The sequence below is a fragment of the Burkholderia sp. BCC1998 genome, assembly GCF_905339875.1.
GTDB lineage: Bacteria > Pseudomonadota > Gammaproteobacteria > Burkholderiales > Burkholderiaceae > Burkholderia.
In genome coordinates, this window is sequence record NZ_CAJPHE010000017.1 from 23742 (window position 1) to 49766 (window position 26025).

A 26025-nucleotide genomic window follows, 5' to 3' on the forward strand; every position below is an offset into this window, starting at 1 on the left:
GTCAGGCTCCGATCTTGTGACGGGTGCGCGCGAGCAGGATCACGGGCACGAGCCCGGCCAGCACGATCGCGAGCGCGGCGACCGCGCCTTCCTCGTAGGTGCCGCGCGCGGCTTCCGCATACAGCCAGGTCGCGAGCGTGTCGAAATTCAGCGGACGCAGCAGCAGCGTCGCCGGCAGCTCCTTCATCGCATCGACGAAGACGAGCAGCGCGCTCGTCGTGAGCGCGGGCCGCAGCAGCGGCAGGTGCACGCGGCGCAGCGTGCCGCCGGCCGTCTCGCCGAGCGAGCGCGCGGCCTGTTCGAGCGACGGCGGAATGCGCGCGAGGCCGGCTTCGATGCTGCCGGCCGAGATCGCGAGAAAGCGTACGGTGTACGCGATCACGAGCGCGGCCGCCGACCCCATCAGCAGCAGCCCGTCGCGGCCGAGCGCGGCACCCAGCAGCCGGTCGGCGGCCGCGAACGGGATCAGCAGGCCGATCGCGAGCACCGTGCCCGGCACCGCGTAGCCGAGGCTCGCGATTCGCGCGCACACGCGGGCCGGGCCCGCGCGCGCGCTGTCGCGCTGCGCGCGCGCCGCCCACGCGACGACCAGCCCGCATGCGAGCGTCGCGACCGTTGCGGCGGCGGCGATCGTCAGCGTATTCGCAAGCCCGGTCAGCAACTGCGCGGATACGCCGCCGACGAGATGCAGCCGCTTGCCGGTCTCGACCGCGAGGTACGCGGCCGGCGCGCCGAAGCCGAGCAGCACCGGCAGCCAGCCGAGCGCGGCGGCGCTCCACGCGGCCGCGCCGGTCAGCTTGCGTGGTGCGAGCGGACGCATGCGGCGGCTGTGCGCGTAGCGCTGGCGGCGGCGCCCGTGGCGTTCGAGCGCGATCATGCCGACCACGATCGCGAGCATCGCGAGCGCCACCTGCGCGGCGCCCGCGAGATCGGAGCGCGTGATCCACGTGGTGTAGACCGAGACGGTCAGCGTCTGCACGCCGAGGAATTCCGATGCGCCGATGTCGTTCAGCGTTTCGAGCAGTGCGAGGCTCACGCCGACCGCGATCGCGGGCCGCGCGAGCGGGACGACGACGCGCCAGAACGTCGCGATGCGTCCGGCGCCGAGCGTGCGCGCGGCTTCGAGGAGGCTCGCGGACTGCGTGACGAACATCGCGCGCGTGCTCAGGTACACATACGGATACAGCACGAAGCCGAGCACGAAGATCGCGCCGGGCAGCGAGCGCAGGTCGGGCAGGCGGAACTGGCGCGGGCTGTCGAAGCCGAGCAGCCAGCGGATCGCGCCCTGCACCGGGCCGATCGGGTGGAGCAGGTCGAGATACGCGAACGCGACGATGTAGGTGGGCACCGCGAGCGGCAGCAGCAGCGCCCAGGTCAGCGTCCGGCGGCCCGGAAAATCGTACGCGGTGACGAGCCACGCGCAGCCGGTGCCGACTATCGTGACAATCGCGCCGACGCCCGCGAGCAGCAGCAGCGTATTGGCGAGCGCCTGCGGCAGCACGAATTCGGCGAGGTGCTGCCAGTGCGCGAGATCGGCGCCGAGCGCGGCGGCGACCAGCACCGCGAGCGGCGCGGCGACCGCCGCGGCGATCGCGACGGCCGCGCCCAGCCAGAGGCTGCCCGCGCGCGAACCGAGCGGCCGGCGGCGCGCGCGCACGAACGCTGCATCAGTTGTCAAAGCCGACCTTGTCGACGAGCTGGCTGGCCGCCTTGCGGTGCTTCGCGATGTCGGCCAGCGGCAGCGGGTCGACCTTCAGCGTGCCGAAGCTCGCGATCACCGGATCGAGCTTCACGTTCGCGCGCACCGGGTATTCGTAGTTCGCCTGCGCATACAGCGCCTGCGCTTCCGGCGACACGAGGTACTCGAGCAGTTTCACCGCGTTGGCCTTGTGCGGCGCGTGCTTCGCGACGGTCGCGCCGCTGATGTTGACGTGCGTGCCGCCGCTCTTCGCGTTCGCGAACGTCGGCCGCACGACCTTGATCGCGTCGCCCCACTTGCGCGCGTCGCTGCCGGCTTCCGCGTTCTTCATGTGACCGACGTAGTACGCGTTCGCGAGGCCGACGTCGCAGATGCCGCCGAGAATGTCGCGCGCGACGTCGCGGTCGCCGCCCGTCGCCTTGCGCGCGAGGTTCGCCTTCACGCCGCGCAGCCACTTTTCGGTCGCGGCTTCGCCGTCGTGCGCGATCATCGCCGCGACGAGTGCCGTGTTGTACGGATGCTGCCCCGAGCGGATGCAGACCTTGCCCTTCCATTTCGGATCGGCGAGATCCTCGTAGCGGAACGCGTCGACCTTCAGGTCCTTCTCCACGTACAGCACGCGATCGCGCAGCGACAGCGCGTACCAGTCGCCCTGCGCGCCGCGCAGGTTCGCGGGGATCGCGTCGTCGAGCACCTTCGAGCGCACCGGCTGCGCGAGCCCGCCGTCGACGAGATCGAGCAGGTTGCCGATGTCGACCGTCATCAGCACGTCCGCCGGCGACTGCGCGCCTTCCGCCTTCACGCGCTCGAGCAGGCCGTCCTTCACGAACACCGTATTGACCTTGACGCCGCTCTGTTTCGTGAACGCGTCGATCAGCGGCTGGATCAGCTTCGGTTCGCGGGTGGTGTACAGGCTCACTTCCTCGGCCGCGTGGGCCAGCGGCGCGAACGCGGCGGCAAGGGCGAGGGCGCCGGCGAGCGGCAGCAGGCGGGTGCGCGGATTCGACATGGAGACTCCGATGAGGCAGGCGGACGAGGAAGCGTTCCGGGGCGTGCCTGCCGCCCGAGCGACCCGGAACATTACAAAGCGAAAGATTTCGGATTCTAGATCGAAATGGGAATGATTATCAAATGAAAGGTGATGGAAAGTGATGCGGAAGGAACGGGGAGGGACACGGAGACGGGGCGTCGCGGCACGGGCGCAAGCGCGTAGAATGCCCGCTTCAACGAATTCGACGGAGCCGCACCGACCATGAACGATCAGCGCAAGAAGAACCCTGTCCGCAACGTGAGCATCCTGATCGTCGTGGTCGTGCTGTTCGTGATCGGGACGATCCTGTACAACGCGATCTCGCAGAAGCGTGCGTACGACGAGGCCCATCCGGCCGAGGCCGCGAGCGCAGCGTCGCACTGACGCGGACACGGATGCGCATGATCGCTGCGTGGCCCGGTCGGGCGGCCAGCGATGTGTCTGTGGGAAGCGGGAAGCGGCGGCGGGCGACGCGCGAAGCGCCGCGTTACGCCAGGAGAGACGCGGGCGCCGAAGCCGGCGCGCCGCATGCAAGGATCAGGCGTGCGTCATCGTGACGCAGGCGCAAACTTCGGGCGGATCCGAGCGTAGAACACGGCCGCGAGCAGCGCGAGCCATGCCGCGCCGACGTAGAGCGCGACACGCGTATCCTCGAACCAGCCGAGCATCACGATCACGAAGCCCATGAACGCGATCGTCAGCGCGGGCGCGACGGGCCACAGCGGCACCTTGAACTTCAGCGCCGCGACTTCCGCGCTCGACAGGCGACGGCGCATCGCGACCTGCGACAGCAGGATCATCAGCCACACCCACACGGTCGCGAACGTCGCGATCGCCGCGACCACCAGGAACACGTCCTTCGGCATCAGGTAGTTGAGCAGCACGCCGACCAGCAGCGCGCCGGCCATCACGAGCACCGTGACCCACGGCACGCCGTGCCGCGACGTCGTCATCAGCACGCGCGGCGCCTGGCCCTGCCGCGCCATCCCGAACATCATCCGGCCCGCGCCGAAGATGTCGCTGTTGATCGCCGAGATCGCCGCGCTGATCACCACGAGGTTGAGGATCGTCGCGGCCGACTTCACGCCGAGCGCCGAGAAGATCTGCACGAACGGGCTGCCGTCGCTGCCGACGCCGGTCCACGGGCTGATCGACATCAGCACGACCATCGTCAGCACGTAGAACAGCAGGATGCGCGCGGGCACCGCGTTGATCGCGCGCGGAATCACGCGCTCCGGGTCCTTCGCCTCGCCGGCGCTCATCCCGATCACCTCGATGCCGCCGTACGCGAAGATCACGACCGACAGCGACGCGATCAACCCGCCGATCCCGTTCGGGAAGAAGCCGCCATGGTTCCACAGGTTCGCGAACGTCGGCACGTCGGCCGAATGGCCGAAATGCATGCCGCTCAGCAGGATCGCGACGCCGCCGCCGATCATCGCGACGATCGCGCCGACCTTGATGATCGACAGCCAGAATTCGAGCTCGCCGAACACCTTCACGTGGCACAGGTTCAGCCCGCAGATGACCGCGACGACGCCGAGCACCCAGATCCATTGCGGGACGTCCGGAAACCAGAAGCCCATGTAGATGCCGAACGCGGTGATGTCGGCGATCGCGACGATCACCATTTCGAGCGTGTAGGTCCAGCCGGTGACGAAGCCCGCGAACGGCCCGAGGTTTTCCGTCGCGTAGTGGCCGAACGAGCCGGCGACGGGCTCGCGCACGGCCATCTCGCCGAGCGCGCGCATCACCATGTAGACGGCCGCGCCGCCCAGGATATAGGCCAGGATCACCGCCGGGCCCGCGAGCTGGATCGCGGACGCCGAGCCGTAGAACAGGCCGGTGCCGATCGCCGAGCCCAGCGCGAGAAAGCGGATGTGCCGCGCGCTCAGGTGGCGCTGCAAGTTTTTCATCGAGTCTCCGATATCGTTTTATGCGACGGACCGGGCAAGCGGGGCCGGTCCCGATGGCTCAAGTTGTCTATACAACTTAAATGTGAACGAATGATAACAAGCCGGGCCATGTGACCGGAATCGGGTATTCCCTGACTGGCGCAACCAGCGGAATCGGGCGTGGGGCCATCGCGCGGCGGGCGCGCGGGCCCTGTGGGGCGGGCGGAGCATGCGTCGGAAGGGGATTGCGGGAGCGGGGCGCGCCGCCGGCCGGCCCGCTTGCATGCGCGGGCGGCCGGCGGCGGGACAACTTCATGCCGTCATGCGGGCAGGCGAATGACGCTTGCGTCCTTGCGGATCAGCAGCGACGACGCGAGCATCTGCTTGCACTGGTGCGCGAGCACCTTCAGGTCGTGCGTGAGCTCGGCGCCCACCGCGTCGGATTTTTCCGCGGACACGACCATCGCGTCGAGCTCGCGCGTGATCTGCTTCGTCGCGTCGAGCTGGTCGGCCGGCGGCGGCTCGCCGGCTTCCGCCTTCTCGAGATTCTCGAGCACGGCGGACAGGCCGCGGCGCAGCGCATCGTCGTGGACGAGGTGCGCGTCGGCCGCGCATGCGCTTCGGATCAGCGGGGCGGCGGCGGTGATCTGCGCGCCGAGCACGTGCGTCTGCACGAGCAGGTCGTTCAGTTCGGGCACGAAGCGCTGGTGCGCCTTCGGCTCGATCATCATCCGCTGGAACGCCTGGCCGAGGTTCGCGAACGCGATGTGCACGTCCTTGCGCGCGAGGCGGTAGCGGTAGTCGTCGTCGAGGGCGGCGGCCGGTGTCTCGATCGCCGCGGCGACGACCGGCACGACGGCCGCGCCGTCGGCGGCCGGCACCGGCGGCGGCGATGCACCGCGCCCGGCGCGCCAGACGGCCTCGAAATACTTGCGGGTCGACGTCAGCATGTCGGTGACGAGCTTGCCCATCAGCCGGTATTCCCAGTACGGGAACAGGCGGCTCGCGGCGATCGCGATCATGCAGCCGACCACCGTGTCGATCGCGCGCTCGCCGATGATCCGCATGCTGCCCGGCGCGAGCAGGTGGAACATCAGCAGTACATAAGACGACGTGAATACGACGCTCGCCGCGTAGTTGAACAGCAGCAGGCTGTAGCTCATCACCATCGACCCGAACATGATCGCGATCAGCAGGTGCGGCTCCTTGACCGTGTAGATCAGCGCGATGCTCGCCGCGCAGCCGATCAGCGTGCCGACGATACGCTGCGCGTTGCGCTGCTTGGTGAGCGAGTAGCCGGGCTTCAGGATGATGATGGTCGTCATCACGATCCAGTACGCGTTCGTGAGCGGCAGCAGCCGGCCGAGCCAGAAGCCGACCGCGACCGCGATCGTCACGCGCAGCGCGTGGCGGAAGCTCGGCGAGCGCATGTTCAGGTTCGAGAAGATCAGCAGCGGCGACATCCGGCGCCGCTGCAGGAAGCGCGTGAGCGCCTTGTCGATCTTCAGTTCGGTCTGCTGCGGGTCGGCATGGCCCGACAGGTTGCGGCGCATCCGGTCGATCAGGCGCGTCGCGCTCCAGATGCGCCGGAACGTCGCGAGCACGGCCGCGTAGGCTTCCGCGTTGGTGGCCGGGAAGCTCTTCTTGCGCATCAGCTCGATCTCGTACTCGATCGCGCGCAGTTCGGCCTTCACGCTGATGCGCGAATGCGGCGCGCGGTTCTCGAGCACCGCGAGACCGATCTCCTCGAGATCGGCGGCCGCCTTGCAGATCAGGTCGCGATAGAAAATGATCAGGTCGGAGCCGCCGAACGTGTTGCGTATGAGCGGGTAGTCGGTGTGTGCGCCAACGAACAGTTCGTGCAGGTCGACGCTGTTGATGAACAGGTTGTACATCGTCGCGCGGCCGGGATCGAGCTTGCCGCGGCGCAGCTTCGGCAGGTTGCGCAACACGATGTCGCGCGCGGTTTCCTGCGTTTCGACCGCGGTGATCTGCTTCGCGACGAGATTGCGGTAGCACTCGTCGAGATCGGCGTCGAGATCGTAGAACCGCGCGCGCGCGAGCAGGTAGTCGGCGCACGCGAACAGGCTTTCGGCGAGCGCCTGCTGCTCGATCCGGCGCGCCTGCCATTGCGACACGAGCGTCGCCCAGTACGTGTACCAGAGGCCGCCCGCGAGAATCCAGCCGGCATTGATGAACGCCTGCAGCGGCGTGAACTTCTCCTCGAGCGTCATCACCATCATGAACAGCGTCGCGAAGCTGATCTGCGGCCAGCGGTTGCCGTAGACGACGATCAGCGACAGCACGAACGTGAGCGGCACGATCGTCAGCCACAGCGCAAAGATGTTCGGCGTGGCGAGGCCGGTCGCGAGCGCGGCCAGGAAGCCGATCACGCTGCACGCGAGCATTTCGTTGTGCTTGTACTTCAGCGGGCCCGGCATGTCGACGACGCACGCGCCGAGCGCGCCGGTCGAGATCGTGAAGCCGAGCTCCCGGTTGTGAAACACGATCAGGCACAGCACGGCCGGCAGCGATACGCCGACCGCGATCCGCAGGCCACCGAAAAAGTACTGGCTGTAGAAAAACTTTCTGATTTCGACCGAATAGCGCATCGATGGGCTGAATGACAGACGAAGACGCCCGGGGCGGCGTATTGACTGGCGACGAGTCTATCGTATTTCGCGGTCCGCAAAACCTGGCCGTTCGGACGACGTTCATCGCGACGGCCCTTTTGCTATCCTTGGTGCTCCCGTGCGCCCGGCCCGTCCGGCGCGAGGCTCCGACACCCGCTTCATGCTCCATCTCTTCTATTCGAACCGTCACGAGACGCTGGCCGACGCGCTGCTCGACGACCTGGCCGCGTTCCCGGCCCGCAACGGCCCGTGGGCGCCGCAGCAGGTCATCGTGCCGAGCGCGGCGCTGCGCCGCCGTCTGGAACTCGACATCGCCGCGCGCCACGGCGTGTGCGCGAACGTCGAGTTCACGTATCTCGCGCAATGGCTGTGGGCGCAGATCGGCCGCGTGCTGACGGTGCCGGCACGCTCGCCGTTCGCACCCGATCGCCTCGTGTGGCGCTGCTACCGGCTGTTCGCGCAGGGCGCGGGCGGCGCGCCGTGGCTCGCGTCGCCGCGGCTGGCCGCGTATCTGTCCGCGTCCGACGATGCAATGCGCTACGAGCTCGCGCAGCGCGTCGCGGCCGTGCTTGATCATTACCTGACTTACCGGCCCGAATGGCTGGCCGCGTGGCAGGCCGGCGAATCGGTGCTCGCGGGCGACGCCGCGCCGCGCGGGATCAGCGACGCCGCACGCGACGACGAGCGCTGGCAGGCCGCCCTGTGGCGCGCGCTGCTCGCGGAGCTGAGCGACAGCGGCACGCCGCCCGCGCATCGCTTCCTCGTGGAGGCGCGCAACCTCGATCCCGAAACCGTCCCGCGTGCCGACTGGCCGGAATCGGTCAGCGTGTTCGCGCTGCCGACGATGCCGCCGCTGCACGTCGCGCTGCTGCGCGAGCTGTCGCGCTGGATCGACGTGCGCGTCTATGCGCTCAACCCGTGCCGCGAATTCTGGTTCGACATCGTCACCGCCGCGCATGCCGAGGCGCTCGACGCGGCCGGCCGGCTCGACTACCAGGAAGTCGGCCATCCGCTGCTCGCCGAGTGGGGCCGGCAGACGCAGGCGCAGCTGCACATGTTGCACGAACTGACTGAAAGCGCCGCGTCGGGCGATGCGTCGCGTTTCGTCGGGAATCCCGCGCCGACCTGGCTTGCGCGCGTACAGAACGCGATCCTCGACCTGCAGCCGGAGGCCGCGCTCGGCGAAGCGCCGGTCGAGCGCGGGATCGAGGTGCACGTGTGCCACAGCCTCGCGCGCCAGCTCGAGGTGCTGCACGACCGCCTGCTCGCGTGGTTCGATGCGGACGCGACGCTGCAGCCGTCCGACGTGCTGGTGGCGGTCGCCGATCTAGCCGCGGCCGGGCCGCTGATCGATGCCGTGTTCGGCACGGCGGGCGCCGGCGGCGCGCGCGTGCCTTACCGGATCACCGGCCTGCCGCCGTCGCAGGCGAACCCGGTCGCGCGCGTGCTGCTCGAATGGCTCGCGTTGCCGGAACGGCAGGTCGGCGCGCCGGAGCTGGTCGAATGGCTGCGCGTCGACGCGGTGGCGGCCCGTTACGGCATCGACGCGGCCGCGCTCGAGACGGTGCAGACCTGGCTCGCGGCCGCCGGCGCGCGGCGCGGGCTGTCGCCGACGGCGAGCGACGATGCGGCGGTGCCTGCACCGCGCCATACGTTTTCCGATGCGCTCGCGCGGCTGTTCCTCGGCTATGCGATGCCCGAAGGCGCGGCACCGGTCGGCGCGTGGCTGCCGATCGAGGCGGCCACCGGCAGCGAGGCCGAACTGCTCGGCCGGCTCGCGCGCTTCACGGACGATCTCGACGGCTTCTCGCGACGGCTTGCCGACGCACACACGCCGCGCGCATGGAGCGAACTGTTCGCCGACACGCTCGCACGGTTCTTCGACTCAGGCGCCGCGTATGCCGATGCGCTCTCGGGCGTGCGCGACGCGCTCGACGCGATGCTCGCCGCGATGACGGAAGGCGCGCCCGACGAGGCGCTGCCCGCGGCCGTCGTGCGCGCGGGGCTGGCCGCCGCGCTCGACGATCCGGCGCGCGGCGGGGTGCCGTGGGGCGGCGTCACGTTCTCGTCGCTGACGAGCTTGCGCGGGCTGCCGTACCGCGTCGTGTGCCTGCTCGGGATGGACGACGGCGTGCTGCCGAGCCTCGCCCGCGCGGACGAGTTCGACCTGATGGCCGTGTTGCCGAAGCTCGGCGACCGGCAGCGCCGCGACGACGAGCGCAACCTGTTCCTCGACCTGCTGCTCGCCGCGCGCGACCGGCTGCTGATTGCCTATACGGGGCGCAGCATTCGCGACAACGCGCCGTTGCCGCCCGCGGCGCTCGTCGACGAACTGCTCGACCATCTCGCGCTCGTCACGGCCGGCGAGGACGCCGCGCCGGACGCGGTCGATGCCGCGCGGCGCGCGTTCATCGTCGAACATCCGCTGCAACCGTTCGCGGCCGAGTATTTCCGGCCCGGCAGCGAACTGGCTTCGTACGACGCCGAGCGCGCGACACTCGCGTCGCTGCTGGCAGCCGAAGCCGCGCGCGACGCGACGCGCGAGCAGCCGTTTTTCGCGCAGCCGCTGCCGGCCGAGCCGGTCGAGCCCGTCGCGTTCAGCGAATTCGAACGGTTCTGGCGGCATCCGGCCCGCGCGCTGCTGCGTGCGCGGCTCGGCATCGTGCTGTCCGACGCGCAGGCCGAACTGCTCGATACCGAACCGTTCGCGCTCGACTTCGCGGGCAGCGACGCGCTCGCCGAGCGCGTGCTGCCGCTTTTGATCGAATCGGACGAAGGCGGCGTGCACGATCATGCGCTGCGCATCGCGGACGCCAGCCCGGAACTGCCGGGCGGCGCGACGGGCGCGGTGTGGCGCGACCAGGCGCTCGGCTCGATGACGCAGCTTGCGTCGAACGTGCGGCGCGCGCTGGCCGACGGCATGGAACGGCGGCCGTTCGCGCTCGCGATCGCGCCCGCATGGCCCGACACCGACCAGGCGCTGTTCGGCGCCGACGACGCGATGCTGTCGCGCGATGCGGTGAGTGCACCGCTCGAGCTGCACGGCACGCTGAACCGGCTGACGCCGGCCGGCCAGATCATCTATCGCTATGCACGGCCGAGCGCGCGCGACTACCTGTCCGCGTGGCTCGCGCATCTCGTCTATTGCGCGGTGGAGCCCGAGGGTCCGCGCCGCACGCTGTGGTTCGGCAGCGGCGGCGCCTTCGAGCTGACGCCGGTCGCGGCGCCGCTCGAGCGCCTCGCGCCGCTCGCCGCGCTGTTTCGCGCGGGGCGGCGCATGCCGCTGCGCTTCTTCCCGCGCAGCGCATGGGCGTGCGTGTCCGACGGCGAGGCGAAGGCCGCGAGCGTATGGATCAACGAGCGCGTGGTGAGCGAAGCCGACGATCCGGCCATCGCGATCGCATGGCGCGGCGCGCATCCGTCGCTCGACGAGCCGTTCGGCACGCTCGCGCGGCTCGTGTTCGAGCCGATGCTGGAACACCTGAAGGAGGTCGCATGAGCGCCGCATCCCAGCCGCAGGCGGCGCTCGAACTCGACGTGTTCGCGTGCCCGCTCGACGGCGTCAACCAGATCGAGGCGTCGGCCGGTACCGGCAAGACCTGGAACATTTGCGCGCTTTACGTGCGCCTGTTGCTGGAGAAGGATCTCGGCGCGGACGAAATCCTCGTCGTGACCTTCACGAAGGCGGCGACGGCCGAATTGCACGAGCGGATCCGCGGCCGGCTGGCGCAGCTCGCCCATGCGCTCGATACCGGTGACGACGGCGGCGATCCGTTCGTCGCGCGCCTGCTCGAGACGACGCTCGGCGCAGCCAGCGCGCTCGACCCCGAGACTGCCGCGAAGCGGATCCGGCGTGCGTTGCGCGCATTCGACCAGGCGGCGATCCACACGATCCACGCGTTCTGCCAGCGTGCGCTGCAGGAAGCGCCGTTCGCGGCCGCGATGCCGTTCGCGTTCGACATGCAGGCCGACGATGCGGCGCTGCGCTTCGAGCTTGCGGCGGACTTCTGGCGCACGCGCGTCGAACCGCTCGCCGCACGCTGGCCGGGCTTCGCGACGTGGCTCGTCGATTCGGGCGCGGGGCCTGCCGCGCTCGACGCGCAGCTGGCACGCCGGCTGAAGAAGCCGCTCGCCGCGCTGCGCTGGGACGGCGTCGTCGAACCGGACGAATCGGCCGAGGCCGCTGCGGCCGAATGCTTTGCGGAGGCCGCACGGATGTGGGCCGCCGAGCGCGACGCGATCGACGCGTTGCTGCGCACCGCGCAGCCCGCGCTGAACCAGCGTTCGCACAAGCCCGACGCGCTCGCCGATGCGCTCGCAGCGTGGTCTGCGCATTTCGCGCAGGGCAATGCCGTGGCCGCGCTGCCGAAGGCGGCGCTCAAGCTCACGCGCACCGCGCTCGTGAAAGCGACGAAAAAGGGCGGCGCAACGCCCGAGCATGCGTTCTTCGATGTCGCCGATGCGCTCGAAGCGGCGGTGGCCGCGGCCGAGGCCGCGCAGCGCGCGCGCTGGCTCGCGCTGATCGCCGACTGGCTCGACACCGCGCCGGGCGCGCTGGCCGAACGCAAGCGCACGCGCCGCGTCGTGTCGTTCGACGACCTGCTCGCGAACCTGTATCACGCGCTGCATGCGCATCCGTGGCTCGCCGAGACGCTGCGCGCGCGCTATCCGGCCGCGCTGATCGACGAATTCCAGGATACCGACCCGCTGCAGTTCGCGATCTTCGACCGGATCTTCGCGCCGGGCGGCCCGCTCTTTCTCGTCGGCGATCCGAAGCAGGCGATCTACAGCTTCCGTGCGGCGGATCTGCACACGTATCTCGCCGCGCGAGCCAGCGCGAGCGCGTGCTACACGCTCGCGGTCAACCAGCGCTCGACGCCGGCGATCGTCGATGCGTGCAACCGCTTCTTCATGTCGAACCCGCGCGCGTTCGTGCTCGACGGGCTCGACTATTACGCGGTGCGAGCCGGCACGCGCGTGCGCGCACCGTTCGTCGACGGCACCGATCCGGGACCGGCCGGCGATTTCCGGATCTGGGCGCTGCCGGGCGGCGACGGCACGCTGCTCAAGCGCGACGCACAGGCACAGGCCGCGCAGGCGTGCGCGGCCGAGATTGCCCGGCTGATGCGCGGCGCGCGCGAAGGGCATGTGCGGCTCGGGCGTACGCCGCTGTCGCCGGGCGACATCGCGGTGCTGGTGCAGACGCACCGGCAGGGCAGCCTCGTGAAGCGCGTGCTCGCGACGTGGGGCATCGGCAGCGTCGAGCTCGCGCAGGCGTCGGTGTTTTCGACCGGCGACGCGGAGCAGCTCGAGCGCGTGCTGGCGGCGATCGATGCGCCGGGCGACCTGCGGCGCCTGCGCGCGGCGCTGGCGGCCGACTGGTTCGGCCTCGATGCGGGTGCACTGTGGCGAATGGAGCAGGGCGACGGCGGCGCGTCGCGCGAAGCGGACGACAGTGCGGACGCGATGAGCTGGGTCGAGCGCTTCTCGCGTTATCGGCTGCTGTGGCGCGAACGCGGCTTCGCGGTGATGTGGCGCACGTTCACGCGCGAGTTGCGGATCGCCGAGCGGCTGATGGCCGGCGCGGACGGCGAACGCCGCGTGACCGACATCAACCATCTGGCCGAGCTGACGCAGGCGCGCGCGTCCGCGCAGCCGGGCATCGCGCCGACGCTGCGCTGGCTCGCCGCGCAACGGCTCGACGGCGGCGGCGAGGAAGCCCAGTTGCGTCTCGAATCCGATCGCAACCTCGTGCAGATCGTGACCGTGCACAAGTCGAAGGGCCTCGAATACGCGGTCGTGTTCTGTCCGTTCCTGAACGACGGCGGGCTGCGCGAGCCGCCCGCGTCGGCGCTGCCCGACGCCCGCGAGTATCACGACGACGCGGGCGACGCCGTGCTGCATTACGGGTGCGACGACGAAGCCGCCGAGCATGCCGCGCGCCAGGCGCTGCGCGAACAGGCGGCCGAACGCGCGCGGCTCGTCTACGTGGCGCTCACGCGCGCGGTCTATCGGTGCTATCTCGTCGCCGGGCCTTATCTGTCGTCGCGCTCGACCCGCGAGGCGCGGCGCAGCGTGCTGAACTGGCTCGTGGCCGGCGCCGGCCAGTCGTTCGACGCGTGGCTCGACGAGCCGCCCGACGAAGCGGCGCTCGACGCGGCGTGGCAAGCACTCGCGAGCGGGCCCGTGAGCGTTGCACCGTTGCCGGTGCCGGCGCGCCGTGAGCGGCTCGTGGCCGGGCACGATGCATCGCAGACGCTCGCGGCACGTCATGCGACGCGCGTGTTGCGCGACGCGTGGCGGATGGCGAGCTTCAGTTCGCTGACCGCGTCGATGGCACGCGAGGAAGCAGGCGTCGCGCTCGTGCCGGACGACGAGCTGCGGCCCGATCACGATGCGCTTGCCGCCGTGGCGCCGGACGGCGCATTCGTCGTGCCCGACACGGCGGCGGTCGAGCCGCCGGACGACGACATCCTCGTGTTTCCGCGCGGTGCGGCAGCGGGTGAATGCCTGCACCGCCTGTTCGAACTCAGCCGGTTCACCGAGCCCGATTCGTGGCACCGGGCGGCGCTCGGCGCGCTGCACGACCGGCCGGTCGAGGCCGAGCCCGAACTCGCGACGCGCCTGCCGGCGATGATGGCGCGGCTCGTCGGCGATGTCGTGCGCACGGAGCTCGTGCCGGGCATGCGGCTTGCGGATCTCGATCCCGCCAGGCGGCTCGACGAAATGGGTTTCCTGTTTCCGGCGCCGTCGCTCGAGCTGGGCGCGCTGCGCCGGTTGCTGGTCGCGCACGGCTATCCGGACGTTGCGCTGGACGCGGGCATGCTCGCCGGTTTCATCAAGGGTTTCATCGACATGATCGTCGAACACGACGGCCGCTTCTGGATCGTCGACTGGAAGTCGAACCACCTCGGCAATACGCCGGATGCCTATGGTCCGCGCGCGCTCGACGTCGCGATGGCCGATCACGCGTATCACCTGCAGGCACTGCTCTATACGGTCGCGCTGCATCGCTATCTGCGCGGGCGGCTGCCCGACTATGACTACGACACGCACATGGCGGGCTACCTGTACCTGTTCGTGCGCGGCGTGCGGCCCGGCTGGCGCAGCGGCGGCGAACCGGCCGGCGTGCATGCGCGGCGGCCCGCGCGCGAACTCGTCGACGCGCTCGACCGGATGATGGAAGGGGGCCGCGCATGAACGTCACCGACGATACGCTCGAATTCACCGGTGGCCTCGTCGCGCGCCTGCCCGAGCCCGCGGATTTCGGCATCGCGCTCGCGGAAGGGTTCGCGCGGCGCATCGGCGACCTGTCGCGCCGCGCGGGTGCGCCGGCCGCGGCCGCGCGCTGGGCGGCGCGCGCCGCGTTCGCGACGAGCCGGGCGACCGCGGGCGGTCACGTGTGCGTGTCGCTCGGCGCGCTCGCGCAACGCTACGAGGAACCGGTCGACGACGTGCGCGCGGCGCTTGCCGCGAGCGGCGTGGTGGCGTTCGGCACGCTCGCGCGCGGCGACGAGCGGCCGCTGATCGTCGACCGGCTCGACCATCTGTATCTGTCGCGCTATTTCGACTACGAACGTCGGCTCGCCGATGCGCTCGTCGCGCAGGCCGGCGTCGCCGCGCCGGGCGACGCGCTGTCGCCGGACCGGTTGCGCGACAGTCTCGCGCGTTACTTCGGGCCCGCGACGGGCGACGTCGACTGGCAGCGCGTCGCGGCGATCGTTGCGCTGACGGGACGCGTGACGATCGTCAGCGGCGGCCCCGGCACCGGCAAGACGACGACCGTCGTCGGCGTGCTGGCGTGCCTGCTCGACGCGCATCCGGGCTTGCGCATCGCGCTGGCGGCACCGACCGGCAAGGCCGCGCAGCGGATGCAGGAAGCGCTGCACGCGCGGGCGGGCGACCTGCCGCCGGAACTTGCCGCGCGCCTGCCGGACACGTCGTACACGCTGCACCGCCTGCTGGGCGGCGGCGGCGCGGCGGGCTTCCGCCATCATCGCGACAATCCGTTGCCGTACGACCTGATCGTGGTCGACGAGGCGTCGATGATCGACGTCGCGCTCGCCGCGCATCTGCTCGATGCGCTCGCGCCCGGCGCTCGGCTCGTGTTGCTCGGCGACAAGGACCAGCTTGCCGCGGTCGAGGCCGGCGCCGTGTTCGCCGAACTCAGCGCCCGGCCGACGTTTACCGCCACGGCGCGCACGCGCATCGCGGACGCGCTCGGGATCGACGAAGCGGCGTTCGTCGCGGCGTTGCCGGTGCCGGACGGCGAGGCGGCGGGGGCGGCCGGGGCGGTTGCCGCGCCAATTCCAGCGCCAGCATCCGTTCCGTTACCGGCTGCTCCCGCGCGCAAGGCGTCGGCGCGGCGGAACGTGGATACGCGCCAGGCGTCGCTGTTCGACGACGAGCCGCAGGCTGAAGCGGTTTCGCCGGCCGATGCCGCGCCACCCGCGGCTTCGTTGCCGCCTGCGGCGCTTGCACCGACCGACACCGATCGCACCTCGGCGGCCACCGATCCTGCATGGATCGAGGCCGGCGAACTCGCGTGGCTCGACGCGGTCGAGCTCACGCCGTTCGATCCGGCCGCTGCGGGCGATTCGGCATGGGCGTCGACCGTTGCAACGCGCGCCGCCGAAGGCGTTGCCGCCGCGTCCCCCGCACCCGCACCGCTCGCGGACTGCGTCGTGTGGCTCGAACGCAATTACCGCTTCGGTCTCGATTCGGCGATCGGCCGCCTGTCGCTCGCGATCCGTCGCGGCGACGTGCAGGGCGCGCTCGACGCGTTGCCGACGGACGAGGCCGCGGCCGCGTCGTTTCATGACGATGCGGGCGACACGCTTGCGGCGTCGACCGTCGAGCGGCTCGCGCGCCGGTTCGGCGCCTACCTCGATGCGTTGCGCGCCGCGTTGTCCGCGCCGGTGCCCGACCCGTTGCCGTTGTTCGATGCGCTCAACCGCTTCCGGATCCTGTGCGCGACGCGCACGGGCTCGCGCGGCGCCGAGCACGTCAATGCGCTGGTGGCCACGCATGTGCGGCATGCCGCGCGCGTGCCGCTCGCGGTCGGCGCACACTGGTTCACCGGGCGGCCGATCATGGTGACGCGCAACGACTATGCGCTCGGGCTGTTCAACGGTGACATCGGCATCGCGCTGCCGGACGCGCACGGCGTGCTGCGCGTGTGGTTCCGCCGCGCGGACGGCTCCGCGCGCGCCGTGTCGCCTGCAGCGCTGCGGCCGCACGAAACGGCGTTCGCGCTGACCGTCCACAAATCGCAAGGCTCCGAATTCGACGAGGCCGCGCTCGTGCTGCCGGCGTCGTTCAGCCGCGTGCTCACGCGCGAACTCGTCTATACGGCCGTCACGCGCGCGCGTGCGCGCGTGCAGGTGATCGGCCCGCGGCGTGTGCTGGCGCAGGCGGTCGCGACGCGCACGCAACGCGATTCGGGCCTCGCGGCCCGCGTCGACGAGGCGCTCGCGCGGCGCCGCAAGGAGACGTCGCGATGATGATCCGCTACACGCTCGATCCGGCCGAAGTCGAATGGACCGCCGTGCGCGCGCAGGGCGCGGGCGGCCAGAACGTCAACAAGGTATCGAGCGCGATTCACCTGCGCTTCGACATCCGCGCGTCGTCGCTGCCGCCCGTCATCAAGGAGCGGCTGCTCGCGCTGTCCGACCAGCGCATCACGCGCGACGGCATCGTCGTGATCAAGTCGCAGGAATACCGCACGCAGGAGAAAAACCGCGAGGCAGCGCTCGCGCGGCTCGATGCGTTGATCGGCAGCGTCGCGTTCACGCCGCGCGCGCGCGTGGCGACACGGCCGACGCGCGCATCGAAGGAGCGGCGGCTCGAACACAAGTCGCGCCGCAGCGTGGTGAAATCCGGAAGAGGGAAGGTGATCGACTGACGGAAGATCGACCCGGCCGGCATGGCGGGCGCCGCCGCGCCCGTCAGCGCATCACGGTGCCCGCGCTGTCGAGCACGAAGTCGACGCAGAACACGACGAGGCGGCTTTGCGCACGAATGGCGACGGCCGCCGTGTAGCAGTCGCGGCCTTCGGTCAGCGAGAAGTGCGGGCCCATCAGCGCGACGCGCCCCGGCGCCGCGATCGCGCGCTGGAAGTACGGGCGCCGCGACCAGTTGCTGTGCGTCTCCGGGAACAGCGGTGCGAGCCGCGTGCCGCTCGCCTGGCCATCCTCGGGCCGCGCGCCGATCGACGGCAGGAACTGTTCGCCGATCTCGTCCGTGACGAACACGCGGCGCGCGGCCGGCACCGCGAATACGCGCTGCGCGGCGTCCTGCAGGTTGCCGCTCGCGGAAAAGGCAGCCGCGCCGGTGAGCACGAGCCGCTCGATCGCATCGAAGCCCGGCTGCTCGGCGATCGCCGGCGTATGCCGGCGCGCGATGAAGCGTTGCCACGCGGCGTCGAGCATCGCGGGCGCCGCGGCGCTCGCGTGCGCGATCGACGCATCGGGCTGGCCGAACTGGAAGCCCTGGACGAAATCGATATCGGCTTCCATCAGCGTCTGCAGCGCGTCGTCGCTTTCGACACCCTCCGCGAGCACCATCGCGCCGGCCTGGTGGAGCATCGATACCAGGTGATGCATGATTCGGCGATCGTCGGCCGACGCGTTCGCGCGCTCGACGAGCGAGCGATCGAGCTTGACGATATCGGGTCGCGCGCGCCACACGCGGTCGAAATTCGAGAATCCGGTGCCGAAATCGTCGATCGCGATCAGGAAGTCGCGATGCTGGATCATGTCGATCGTGCGGGCGAGTGCGGCTTCGTCGCGCGACGGCTGCTCGACGACTTCCAGCACGATGCGGTTCGGCGGCAGCGCGAAATGACGGCACAGCGCCTCGACGAATTCGCGCTGCACGAGGCCCGAATCGAGCACGCGTGGCGTCACGTTCAGGAACAACCAGCCGTCGCCGATGCCCTGCGCGACGAAGTTGGCCGTATGCAGGCAGCGGGCGAGCCGGTCGAGCAGCAGCGCGTCGGCAGCAGCGCGCGTCTTGTCGAACAGCGCGACCGGCGAAGCCAGCGTACCGTTCTCGTCCACGACGCGCAGCAGCGCTTCATAGCCGACCACGCGCTTGTGCGTGATCGACAGCACGGGTTGGAACACGCTGCGCAGCGTCGTGTCGCGATACGTGGCGATCCAGCCGCTGGGCGTCGGTGTCAGGCGTTCGAGCAGGGAATCGAGAGAGATGTCGCGGGCGGCCTTCATGTCAACGACGCCCTGGGGCGATCGGGGGACGGTATCGTGCGCGCCACGCAGAAGCCGTCGCACGCGCAGGTGGACGCGAAAGAACGTGGTGCATCGTGACCGCCTTCTGCGGATGAGTGTTACGAGTGTAACGGGAATGGCGCGGCGCGCGTATCAGGGTAACTCCAGACGCAAACGCTACACCGCCGCGTGGACCGGGCTGTCCGCCCGCAAGCGCGACACGCAAGGGCCGCCGGTCGTGCACGCGGCGACAGCGCCGCGTGTGCCGCGTGCATTGCGTGCGAAGAAGACCGGCGGATCAGGAAAACGGAAAACGGGCAAGCCATGCGGCTGCATCGGCATCAGGTGAAAACGACCTGCGCCGTCGCGCACCGGTCCATGCGCGGCGCTCGACGAACGGTGGCCGCCGCCTCGCGGGAAACCGGCAACCGGCAGGCGCGGGGTCCTGCGCGTCGCTCAGGTCGCTTCGCCGCCGCGCGGGCCCAATCCGGGAATCCGCTTGATCACGCCGGTCGCAAGCGCGGTGCCGACGAGCACGATCGCGCAGCCTTCGATCATCACGACCGACACGTGTTCGCCGAGGAACAGCGCGCCCCACAGCAGGCCGAACACCGGGATCACGAACGTCACCGTAATCGCGCGTGCCGGGCCGACATGCGCGATCAGGTAGAAGAAGATGAAATACGCGATGCCCGTGCAGGCGATGCCGAGCGCGAGCACGGCGCCCCACGCATGCGCGCTGACGGCAGCCGCGGGCCAGGTCGCGATCGCGAACGGCAGCAGCAGCACGGTCGAGCCGATCATGCTGCCGGTCGCGTTGACGAGCGGGTCGACGCCGCTGAGCGTGCGCTTCGTGTAGTTGGCCGCGATGCCGTACAGCAGCGTCGCGCCGAGCGCGGCGGCGGCAGCCAGCGCGGTGGCGCTGGCGCCGGTGCTGCCGCTTGCGTTGGCGACCTGGTCCCACACGAGCGTGAGCACGCCGGCAAAGCCGATCACGAGGCCGAGCGCGCGCGGCAGCGACAGCTTGTCCTTCAGCCAGAGGTAGGCGACGAGCGCGCCCCACAGCGGCGTCGTCGCGTTGATCACCGACGTCACGCCGGCCGACAGCGTCAGTTCGGCGAACGCGAACAGGCAGAACGGGATGCCCGAGTTCAGCGCGCCGACGACGAACAACGGCCATGCGCGACGGCGCAGCTGCGCACCGAGCTCGGCGGGCTTGAAGCGCGTCAGCGCGAAGCCGGTGAGAAACAGCGCGCCGATACCCACGCGCAGCGCCATCAGCGGCGCGACACCGAAGTCGGCGACGCCGACCCGGATGAACAGGAACGACGCGCCCCACAAGGCGGCGAGGACGGTCAGCAGAAAGGCGTTCTTGGGTGACATCGAGCGTGGCGGGCGAGGGGACGGGATGCAAAGGATCTTACACCGCGTTACCGCGCCGTCGTTTCACGATCTGATGAAACGGCAAGAAACGGCAAGAACGGACAGGAAACGGGAATGCCGCCGGTCGCTGGCGCGGGGGACCGGCTTCGGGCGACCGGCCTCGGGCGACCGGCGGCGGGCGGCATGCTTCGGGCGGCCGGCTGCGCATGGAGCGGCACGCTCAGTGATGGTGGTGCCAGCCGCCGCGTCCGCCGAAGCCGAGATTGAGCGACAGCGCGGGTCCCCAATAACCGCCCCATGCCGGCGCATACGCAGGCGCCGGGTAGTAGTAGGCGGGGCCCGGATCGACGTACACGGGCGCCGGCTGTACCGGTGCGGCCGCGTAATAGCCGCCGGGATAATAGCCGTACGGGTAGTAGCAGCCGGCGAGCGTCGTGCACGCGAGCGTCGCGGCGGCGAGTGCGACGAGGGTCCTGTTCATGATGTCTCTCCGGCGGAGCCGGCAATCGGCAGATGCTTAAGCTTAGGCCGCGCGGCGATGACAAGATGCGCAAAACGGTAACGGATCATTTCCGGGCCGCTGCGTCGTGTTGCGGCGCCGCATACGAAAAACGGCGCTTCCGCCGCGCGGAAACGCCGTCAGGCCGGAGCTTGCCGCGCGTCGCGCGGCAGCCGGGTAAGCCGGTCGGCTTATTTGCCGACCTGGTTGCCGATGATGCCGCCGGCGGCTGCGCCGCCCAGCGTCGACAATGCGTTGCCGCCGATCGCCGCGCCCGCGACGCCGCCCACACCCGCACCGATTGCCGTATCGCGCTGGCGCCGCGTCATCGAATCGCAGGCCGACAGGCTGGCCACCGTCGTGACGAGCAGCGCGCATACCCCAAAACGCCGAATCGAAGCATTCATGATGGTTGTCCTCGCGATAGTGAACGGAAGGTCGCACGAGCGCATCGCGGCCGCGCATGAAACCAATCTACCTGCCGTCCCAACGGGCTGCTGTAAGGACTTGTTAAGGCTCGGGCGGTTTCGTAATCAATTGTTTCCCTTGCGCCGGCAGGCACGACGCATGCGCGCGCACGCAAAAAAGCCCGCTCGAAAGCGGGCCTGGTGCAGTGCGCCACGATGCGGTCCGTGCGGACCGCCGCGTTCGCTGGCCGGCTTACTGACGGTGATAGATCTCGGCGCCGGTCTTCACGAACTCGACCGCCTTGACTTCCATCCCCTTCTTCAGCGCTTCGCTTTCCGACACGCCCTGTTGCGCCGCGAACTCGCGCACGTCCTGCGTGATCTTCATCGAGCAGAAGTGCGGGCCGCACATCGAGCAGAAGTGCGCGACCTTCGCGGAATCCTTCGGCAGCGTCTCGTCGTGGAATTCGCGCGCCTTGTCCGGGTCGAGGCCGATGTTGAACTGGTCTTCCCAGCGGAACTCGAAGCGCGCCTTCGACAGCGCGTTGTCGCGGACCTGCGCGCCGGGGTGACCCTTGGCGAGGTCGGCCGCGTGCGCGGCGAGCTTGTACGTGATGATCCCTTCCTTCACGTCGTCCTTGTTCGGCAGCCCGAGGTGTTCCTTCGGCGTCACGTAGCACAGCATCGCGGTGCCGAACCAGCCGATCATCGCGGCGCCGATGCCCGACGTGATGTGGTCGTAGCCCGGCGCGATGTCGGTGGTCAGCGGCCCGAGCGTGTAGAACGGCGCTTCCTTGCACCAGTCGAGCTGGAGATCCATGTTCTCCTTGATCAGCTGCATCGGCACGTGGCCGGGGCCTTCGATCATCACCTGCACGTCGTGCTTCCACGCGATCTGCGTGAGCTCGCCGAGCGTCTTCAGCTCGCCGAGCTGCGCTTCGTCGTTCGCGTCGTAGATCGAGCCGGGGCGCAGGCCGTCGCCGAGCGAGAAGCTCACGTCGTACGCCTTCATGATCTCGCAGATCTCTTCGAAGTGTTCGTACAGGAAGCTTTCCTTGTGATGCGCGAGGCACCACTTCGCCATGATCGAGCCGCCGCGCGACACGATGCCCGTCATCCGGTTCGCGGTGAGCGGCACGTACTGCAGGCGCACGCCCGCGTGGATCGTGAAGTAGTCGACGCCTTGCTCGGCCTGCTCGATCAGCGTGTCGCGGAAGATTTCCCAGGTCAGGTCCTCGGCCTTGCCGTTGACCTTCTCGAGCGCCTGGTAGATCGGCACCGTGCCGATCGGCACCGGGCTGTTGCGGATGATCCACTCGCGCGTTTCATGGATGTGCTTGCCGGTCGACAGATCCATCACCGTGTCGCCGCCCCAGCGGATCGCCCACGTCATCTTGTCGACTTCCTCGCCGATCGACGACGTGACGGCCGAGTTGCCGATGTTCGCGTTGATTTTCACGAGGAAGTTGCGGCCGATGATCATCGGCTCGGATTCCGGGTGGTTGATGTTCGCGGGGATGATCGCGCGGCCGCGCGCGACTTCGTCGCGCACGAACTCGGGGGTGATCTCGGCCAGCGCGTTCGCGCCGAAGGCCGCGGCGCCGAACGCCTGGCCCGGGTGCTGGCGGCCCATCATCGCGGCGAGCTTCGCGCCGTTCGGGCCGCTCGACTTCAGGCTCTCGATGTATTCGGCGCGGCGCTGGTTCTCGCGAATCGCGATGTATTCCATTTCCGGCGTGATGATGCCTTGCCGCGCGTAGTGCATCTGCGTGACGTTCTTGCCGGCCTGCGCGCGGCGCGGGTTGCGGTGCAGGCCCGGGAAACGCAGGTCGGCGGTAGCCGGGTCGGCCGCGCGCTCGAGGCCGTACTGGCTCGACAGGCCGTCGAGCACTTCGGTGTCGCCGCGTGCCTCGATCCAGCGCTGGCGCAGCGCGGGCAGGCCCGCGCGGATGTCGATCTTCGCGTCCGGATCGGTGTAGGGGCCCGACGTGTCGTACACGTAGATCGGCGGGTTCTTTTCGCCGCCGAAGCCGGTCGGCGTGTCGGCCTGCGTGATTTCACGCATCGGCACGCGGATGTCGGGCTGCGAGCCGGTTACATACACCTTTCGCGAATTGGGCAGCGGCGCGACGGCAGCAGCGTCGACGTGGGCGTCGGCAGACAGAAACTTCGGATTGGCGTTCATGCAATCTCCTGTGTGAGCGCCGGGCAGGCGCTTCGGCGCTTGCCCGGAGCCCTTGACGAATGTGGGGCTCGAGCTAAGCAGGAGACGAGGCTTGGTGAGGCGGCGGATTTCGTCAGAAGGATGGCGGTGAAATCCGTACGCTTCCCTGCGCTGGCATTATCCAGATCAGGTTCAAAGGGTATTTCTCACCCGCAATGCCGGTTGTTTGACCGAACGCATTGCAGGACCCCCGCGTTAGCAGCGCACACGATACACTGGCTTGGCGGCGGTTTCAACCGGGACGGGATCGGCCGTCCCGGTGCGGCCGCAGCATGGCGGGCGGTGTGATGGCCCGTCGAAATGACAGCGAGCGTCGCCACCGCGCGGCCCCACGGCGCGGCCGGCCGCGGCGAAGCGGTGCAACATGGCGCGCCTTCGCGCGACCTCACAAAAAAAATTTCGCAGCGGCTGTCATTTCCCGCGACGTCGTCCGTCTATTCGGCTCCTTAAACCCATGTTTTGGAGAGATGTCATGAAAAACGTACTGATCGCCACCTGTGTCGCTGCTTTCGCCACGCTTGCAACGGGCGCGTATGCGCAGAACGACGCGATGTCGCAAAACGGCTCGTCGATGTCGAAGGACGCGATGGGGCACGACGCGATGGCGAAGGACGGCGCAATGAAGAAGGACGCCATGAAGAAGCATGCGATGAAGAAGGACGCGATGAAGAAAGACGCGATGTCGCACGACGAGATGGGCAAGGCGAAGTCGGACGACAAGATGGCGCCGTCGAACTGACGGAGCCGGGCAGGGCGTGCGGCCGGCGCATGTGCTCGACGACGGCCGCCCGCGTCTCGTTTTGTCTCGACTCGACTCGTCTCGTCGACGCGTTCCGGGAGTTTTCATCATGCAAACCGTTCCCGCCACCGGGCGCGCGGCCGTCACGCCGCCCGCCCGCAAGATTCATCCCCTGTGGGTGCGCGTGAGCCACTGGCTCAACGCGCTCGCGGCGATCCTGATGGCGCTGTCCGGCTGGCGCATCTACGATGCGTCGCCGATCTATCCGCCGTTCGTGTTTCCGCACGGCATCACGCTCGGCGGCTGGCTCGGCGGCGCGCTGCAATGGCATTTCGCGGCGATGTGGCTGCTGGTCGGCAACGGGCTGTTCTACCTGGCGATGTCGATCGCGACCGGACGCCTCGCGCGCAAGATGCTGCCCGTCACGCCGGCGTCCGTGTGGCGCGACGTGCGCGCCGCGCTGCGCGGCCGGCTCGCGCACGACGATCTGAGCGTCTACAACGCGGTGCAGCGTGCCGCGTACCTGGTCGCGATCGTCGATCTGATCGTGCTGGTGCTGTCCGGGCTGACGATCTGGAAGTCGGTGCAGTTTCCGCTGCTGCGCGAACTGTTCGGCGGTTACGACAACGCGCGCGTCGTGCATTTCTGGGCGATGTCGCTGCTCGTCGCGTTCTTCTTCGTGCACGTCGCGATGGCGCTGCTGGTGCCGCGCTCGCTGCTCGCGATGCTGCGCGGGCGCTGACCCGTCAACTCCGGGTGAAGGAAATCATCATGTCCGATTCCGAATACAGGCGCGCCGATTCGCGCTGGACGCTCGACCGCAAGTCGCTCGAACTCGACGTGCGCCGCGAGCTGGAGATGCCGTCGCGGCGGCTGTTCAACCGCCGCATCCTGACGCTCGGCGGCCTGACGATGCTGACCGGCTGCACGCTGAAGGACGACGCGTCGGTCAACACGTTCCTCGAGAAGGTGTCGCGCATGAACGACCGCGTGCAGGCGTGGCTCTTCAGCGGCGAGCGGCTCGCGCCGACCTACACCGAGGCCGACATTACGCGGCCGTTCCCGTTCAACGCGTATTACGGCATCGACGACGTGCCGCACGTCGACGCATCGACGTACCGGCTCGTGCTGTCGGGCCGCGTGACGGGCAAGCGCGTGTGGACGCTCGACGAGCTGTATGCGCTGCCGCACGCGGAGCAGATCACGCGGCACATCTGCGTGGAAGGGTGGAGCGCGATCGGCCGCTGGGGCGGCACGCCGTTCGGCGCGTTCCTGGCGCGTGCCGGCGCCGATACGCACGCGAAATACGTCGGCTTCAAATGCGCGGACGACTACTACGAAAGCATCGACATGCCGACCGCGCTGCATCCGCAGACGCTGCTCGCATTCGACTACGACGGCCATCGCCTGCCGCCGGAATTCGGTTTCCCGATGAAGCTGCGGATGCCGACCAAGCTCGGCTACAAGAATCCGAAGCACATCATGGAAATCTTCGTGACCGATACCTTCCCGGGCGGCTACTGGGTCGATCAGGGGTACAACTGGTTCGGCGGATCGTGAAGCGGCGGCGCGCGAACGCGTGCTGCCGTGCGTCGCGGCGTGTCACACGGATTCGCGCACCTGCAGGTCGACGCGCAGGCCGACCGCCGCCGCCATGTTCACGAGCGCGTCGAGCCCGAACAGGTTGATCTTGCCGCGCAGCAGGTCGGACACGCGCGGCTGCGTGACGCCCAGCCGTTGCGCGGCCTGCGCCTGGCTGAGCTCGAGCTGCGCGATGCGCTGCTTGAGCGCGATCATCAGCTCGGAGCGCAGCTTCATGTTCTCGGCTTCGGCCGGCCGGCCTTCGAGTGCGTCCCAGACGCTCGCATGACGTTCGTTGCTCATCGTTTCCTCTCCATCATCAGCGCCCGGTAGCGTCGGGCCGCCAGGTCGATATCGGTCTTGCAGGTGCGTGCCGACTGCTTGCGGAAGCAATGCAGCACGTAGATCGCGTCGGCGAAGGTCGCGACGTAGACGATCCGGAACGCACCGCTCGCGTCGCGCAGGCGAATTTCCCGCACGCCCGGGCCGACGGTGCGCATCGGCTTCCAGTCGTCGGGCGCGAGGCCGCGCTGCACCTGGTCGATCTGGTGGCCGGCTTCGCGGCGCGCGAGAAGCGGAAAGCCGCGCAGGTCGTCGAGTGCGGTGCCGACGAACACGACGGGCTTCGGCGGAAGAATGGTGGAATTATACAAAATTTTGTATGGGTGGTGTGCGGGTCGAAAGGGCGAATGTCGGCGGCCGGACGC

19 protein-coding genes and 1 riboswitch are annotated in these 26025 nt (G+C 69.4%); of the genes, 8 read left to right on the top strand and 11 right to left on the bottom strand.

The genetic code is table 11. The features are described from left to right. Nucleotide 1: 1 nt before the first annotated feature. Together U5A56_RS25695 and U5A56_RS25700 are read right to left on the bottom strand one after the other, a co-directional pair. Nucleotides 2-1678 carry an iron ABC transporter permease gene (locus tag U5A56_RS25695; protein ID WP_321925222.1) on the bottom strand — a complete coding sequence of 559 codons (1677 nt, stop codon included), beginning with the start codon at nt 1676-1678 and terminating at the stop codon, nt 2-4. Further along, nucleotides 1668-2708 (bottom strand): Fe(3+) ABC transporter substrate-binding protein, encoded by a 1041-nt coding sequence (locus tag U5A56_RS25700; RefSeq protein WP_321801323.1) that lies wholly within the window; start codon nt 2706-2708, stop codon nt 1668-1670. The genes U5A56_RS25695 and U5A56_RS25700 overlap by 11 nt, the downstream gene beginning before the upstream one ends. 243 nt (nt 2709-2951) lie before the next feature. On the opposite strand from U5A56_RS25700, the gene U5A56_RS25705 reads away from it, so the two are divergent. Then, entirely contained in the window at nt 2952-3113 is a 162-nt protein-coding gene (locus tag U5A56_RS25705; RefSeq protein WP_124487525.1) for a hypothetical protein, read from the top strand. A 164-nt stretch (nt 3114-3277) separates the two neighbouring features. On the opposite strand, the gene U5A56_RS25710 is transcribed toward U5A56_RS25705, so the two are convergent. Beyond that, a complete protein-coding gene (locus U5A56_RS25710; protein WP_124571816.1) occupies nt 3278-4645 on the bottom strand; it encodes an amino acid permease in 1368 nt (455 codons plus the stop codon). Nucleotides 4646-4944: 299 nt separating this feature from the next. Further along, complete coding sequence (locus U5A56_RS25715) at nt 4945-7236, bottom strand: FUSC family protein (protein WP_044848019.1); 2292 nt, start codon at nt 7234-7236, stop codon at nt 4945-4947. 181 nt (nt 7237-7417) lie between these two features. Between U5A56_RS25715 and recC the strand changes: the two genes are divergently transcribed. Genes recC through arfB form a run of 4 tightly spaced genes read left to right on the top strand, consistent with a single transcriptional unit; the run spans nt 7418 to nt 17161 of the window. After that, nucleotides 7418-10756 (top strand): exodeoxyribonuclease V subunit gamma, encoded by a 3339-nt coding sequence (recC, locus tag U5A56_RS25720; protein WP_321925226.1) that lies wholly within the window; start codon nt 7418-7420, stop codon nt 10754-10756. Beyond that, nucleotides 10753-14457 carry an exodeoxyribonuclease V subunit beta gene (gene recB, locus U5A56_RS25725; RefSeq protein ID WP_321925228.1) on the top strand — a complete coding sequence of 1235 codons (3705 nt, stop codon included), beginning with the start codon at nt 10753-10755 and terminating at the stop codon, nt 14455-14457. Before recC ends, recB begins: the two co-directional genes overlap by 4 nt. Continuing rightward, nucleotides 14454-16760: an AAA family ATPase gene (locus tag U5A56_RS25730; protein WP_321925230.1), complete on the top strand. Its 2307-nt coding sequence runs from the start codon at nt 14454-14456 to the stop codon at nt 16758-16760. Before recB ends, U5A56_RS25730 begins: the two co-directional genes overlap by 4 nt. Beyond that, entirely contained in the window at nt 16757-17161 is a 405-nt protein-coding gene (arfB, locus tag U5A56_RS25735; protein WP_044848015.1) for an alternative ribosome rescue aminoacyl-tRNA hydrolase ArfB, read from the top strand. The genes U5A56_RS25730 and arfB overlap by 4 nt, the downstream gene beginning before the upstream one ends. A 43-nt stretch (nt 17162-17204) precedes the next feature. On the opposite strand, the gene U5A56_RS25740 is transcribed toward arfB, so the two are convergent. The 5 genes from U5A56_RS25740 to thiC all read right to left on the bottom strand — a co-directional run bounded on the left by U5A56_RS25740 (nt 17205) and on the right by thiC (nt 22959). Further along, nucleotides 17205-18485, bottom strand: a complete 1281-nt coding sequence (locus U5A56_RS25740) for an EAL domain-containing protein (protein WP_044848014.1) — start codon at nt 18483-18485, stop codon at nt 17205-17207. A gap of 456 nt (nt 18486-18941) precedes the next feature. Continuing rightward, nucleotides 18942-19868, bottom strand: a complete 927-nt coding sequence (locus tag U5A56_RS25745) for a DMT family transporter (protein WP_321925232.1) — start codon at nt 19866-19868, stop codon at nt 18942-18944. 220 nt (nt 19869-20088) lie between these two features. Further along, entirely contained in the window at nt 20089-20349 is a 261-nt protein-coding gene (locus tag U5A56_RS25750) for a hypothetical protein (protein ID WP_321925233.1), read from the bottom strand. Nucleotides 20350-20558: 209 nt separating this feature from the next. Then, nucleotides 20559-20774, bottom strand: coding sequence for a glycine zipper 2TM domain-containing protein (locus tag U5A56_RS25755; protein WP_044848011.1), 216 nt, complete (start codon nt 20772-20774; stop codon nt 20559-20561). A 253-nt stretch (nt 20775-21027) separates the two neighbouring features. Further along, nucleotides 21028-22959, bottom strand: a complete 1932-nt coding sequence (gene thiC, locus U5A56_RS25760; RefSeq protein ID WP_044848010.1) for a phosphomethylpyrimidine synthase ThiC — start codon at nt 22957-22959, stop codon at nt 21028-21030. 124 nt (nt 22960-23083) lie between these two features. Continuing rightward, nucleotides 23084-23200, bottom strand: a riboswitch (TPP riboswitch). Between the two features lie 270 nt (nt 23201-23470). Between thiC and U5A56_RS25765 the strand changes: the two genes are divergently transcribed. From U5A56_RS25765 to U5A56_RS25775, 3 genes are all read left to right on the top strand, one after another. Then, nucleotides 23471-23737 (top strand): pentapeptide MXKDX repeat protein, encoded by a 267-nt coding sequence (locus U5A56_RS25765; RefSeq protein WP_044848009.1) that lies wholly within the window; start codon nt 23471-23473, stop codon nt 23735-23737. Between the two features lie 109 nt (nt 23738-23846). Then, complete coding sequence (locus tag U5A56_RS25770; protein WP_044848008.1) at nt 23847-24479, top strand: cytochrome b/b6 domain-containing protein; 633 nt, start codon at nt 23847-23849, stop codon at nt 24477-24479. A gap of 29 nt (nt 24480-24508) precedes the next feature. Further along, nucleotides 24509-25297, top strand: coding sequence for a molybdopterin-dependent oxidoreductase (locus U5A56_RS25775; protein WP_124487535.1), 789 nt, complete (start codon nt 24509-24511; stop codon nt 25295-25297). A 42-nt stretch (nt 25298-25339) separates the two neighbouring features. Here U5A56_RS25775 and U5A56_RS25780 read toward each other — a convergent pair whose 3' ends face one another. Both U5A56_RS25780 and U5A56_RS25785 read right to left on the bottom strand, forming a co-directional pair. Further along, nucleotides 25340-25621, bottom strand: a complete 282-nt coding sequence (locus U5A56_RS25780; RefSeq protein WP_124487536.1) for a helix-turn-helix domain-containing protein — start codon at nt 25619-25621, stop codon at nt 25340-25342. After that, nucleotides 25618-25971 (bottom strand): type II toxin-antitoxin system RelE/ParE family toxin, encoded by a 354-nt coding sequence (locus U5A56_RS25785; protein ID WP_044848006.1) that lies wholly within the window; start codon nt 25969-25971, stop codon nt 25618-25620. The genes U5A56_RS25780 and U5A56_RS25785 overlap by 4 nt, the downstream gene beginning before the upstream one ends. Nucleotides 25972-26025: the final 54 nt, after the last annotated feature.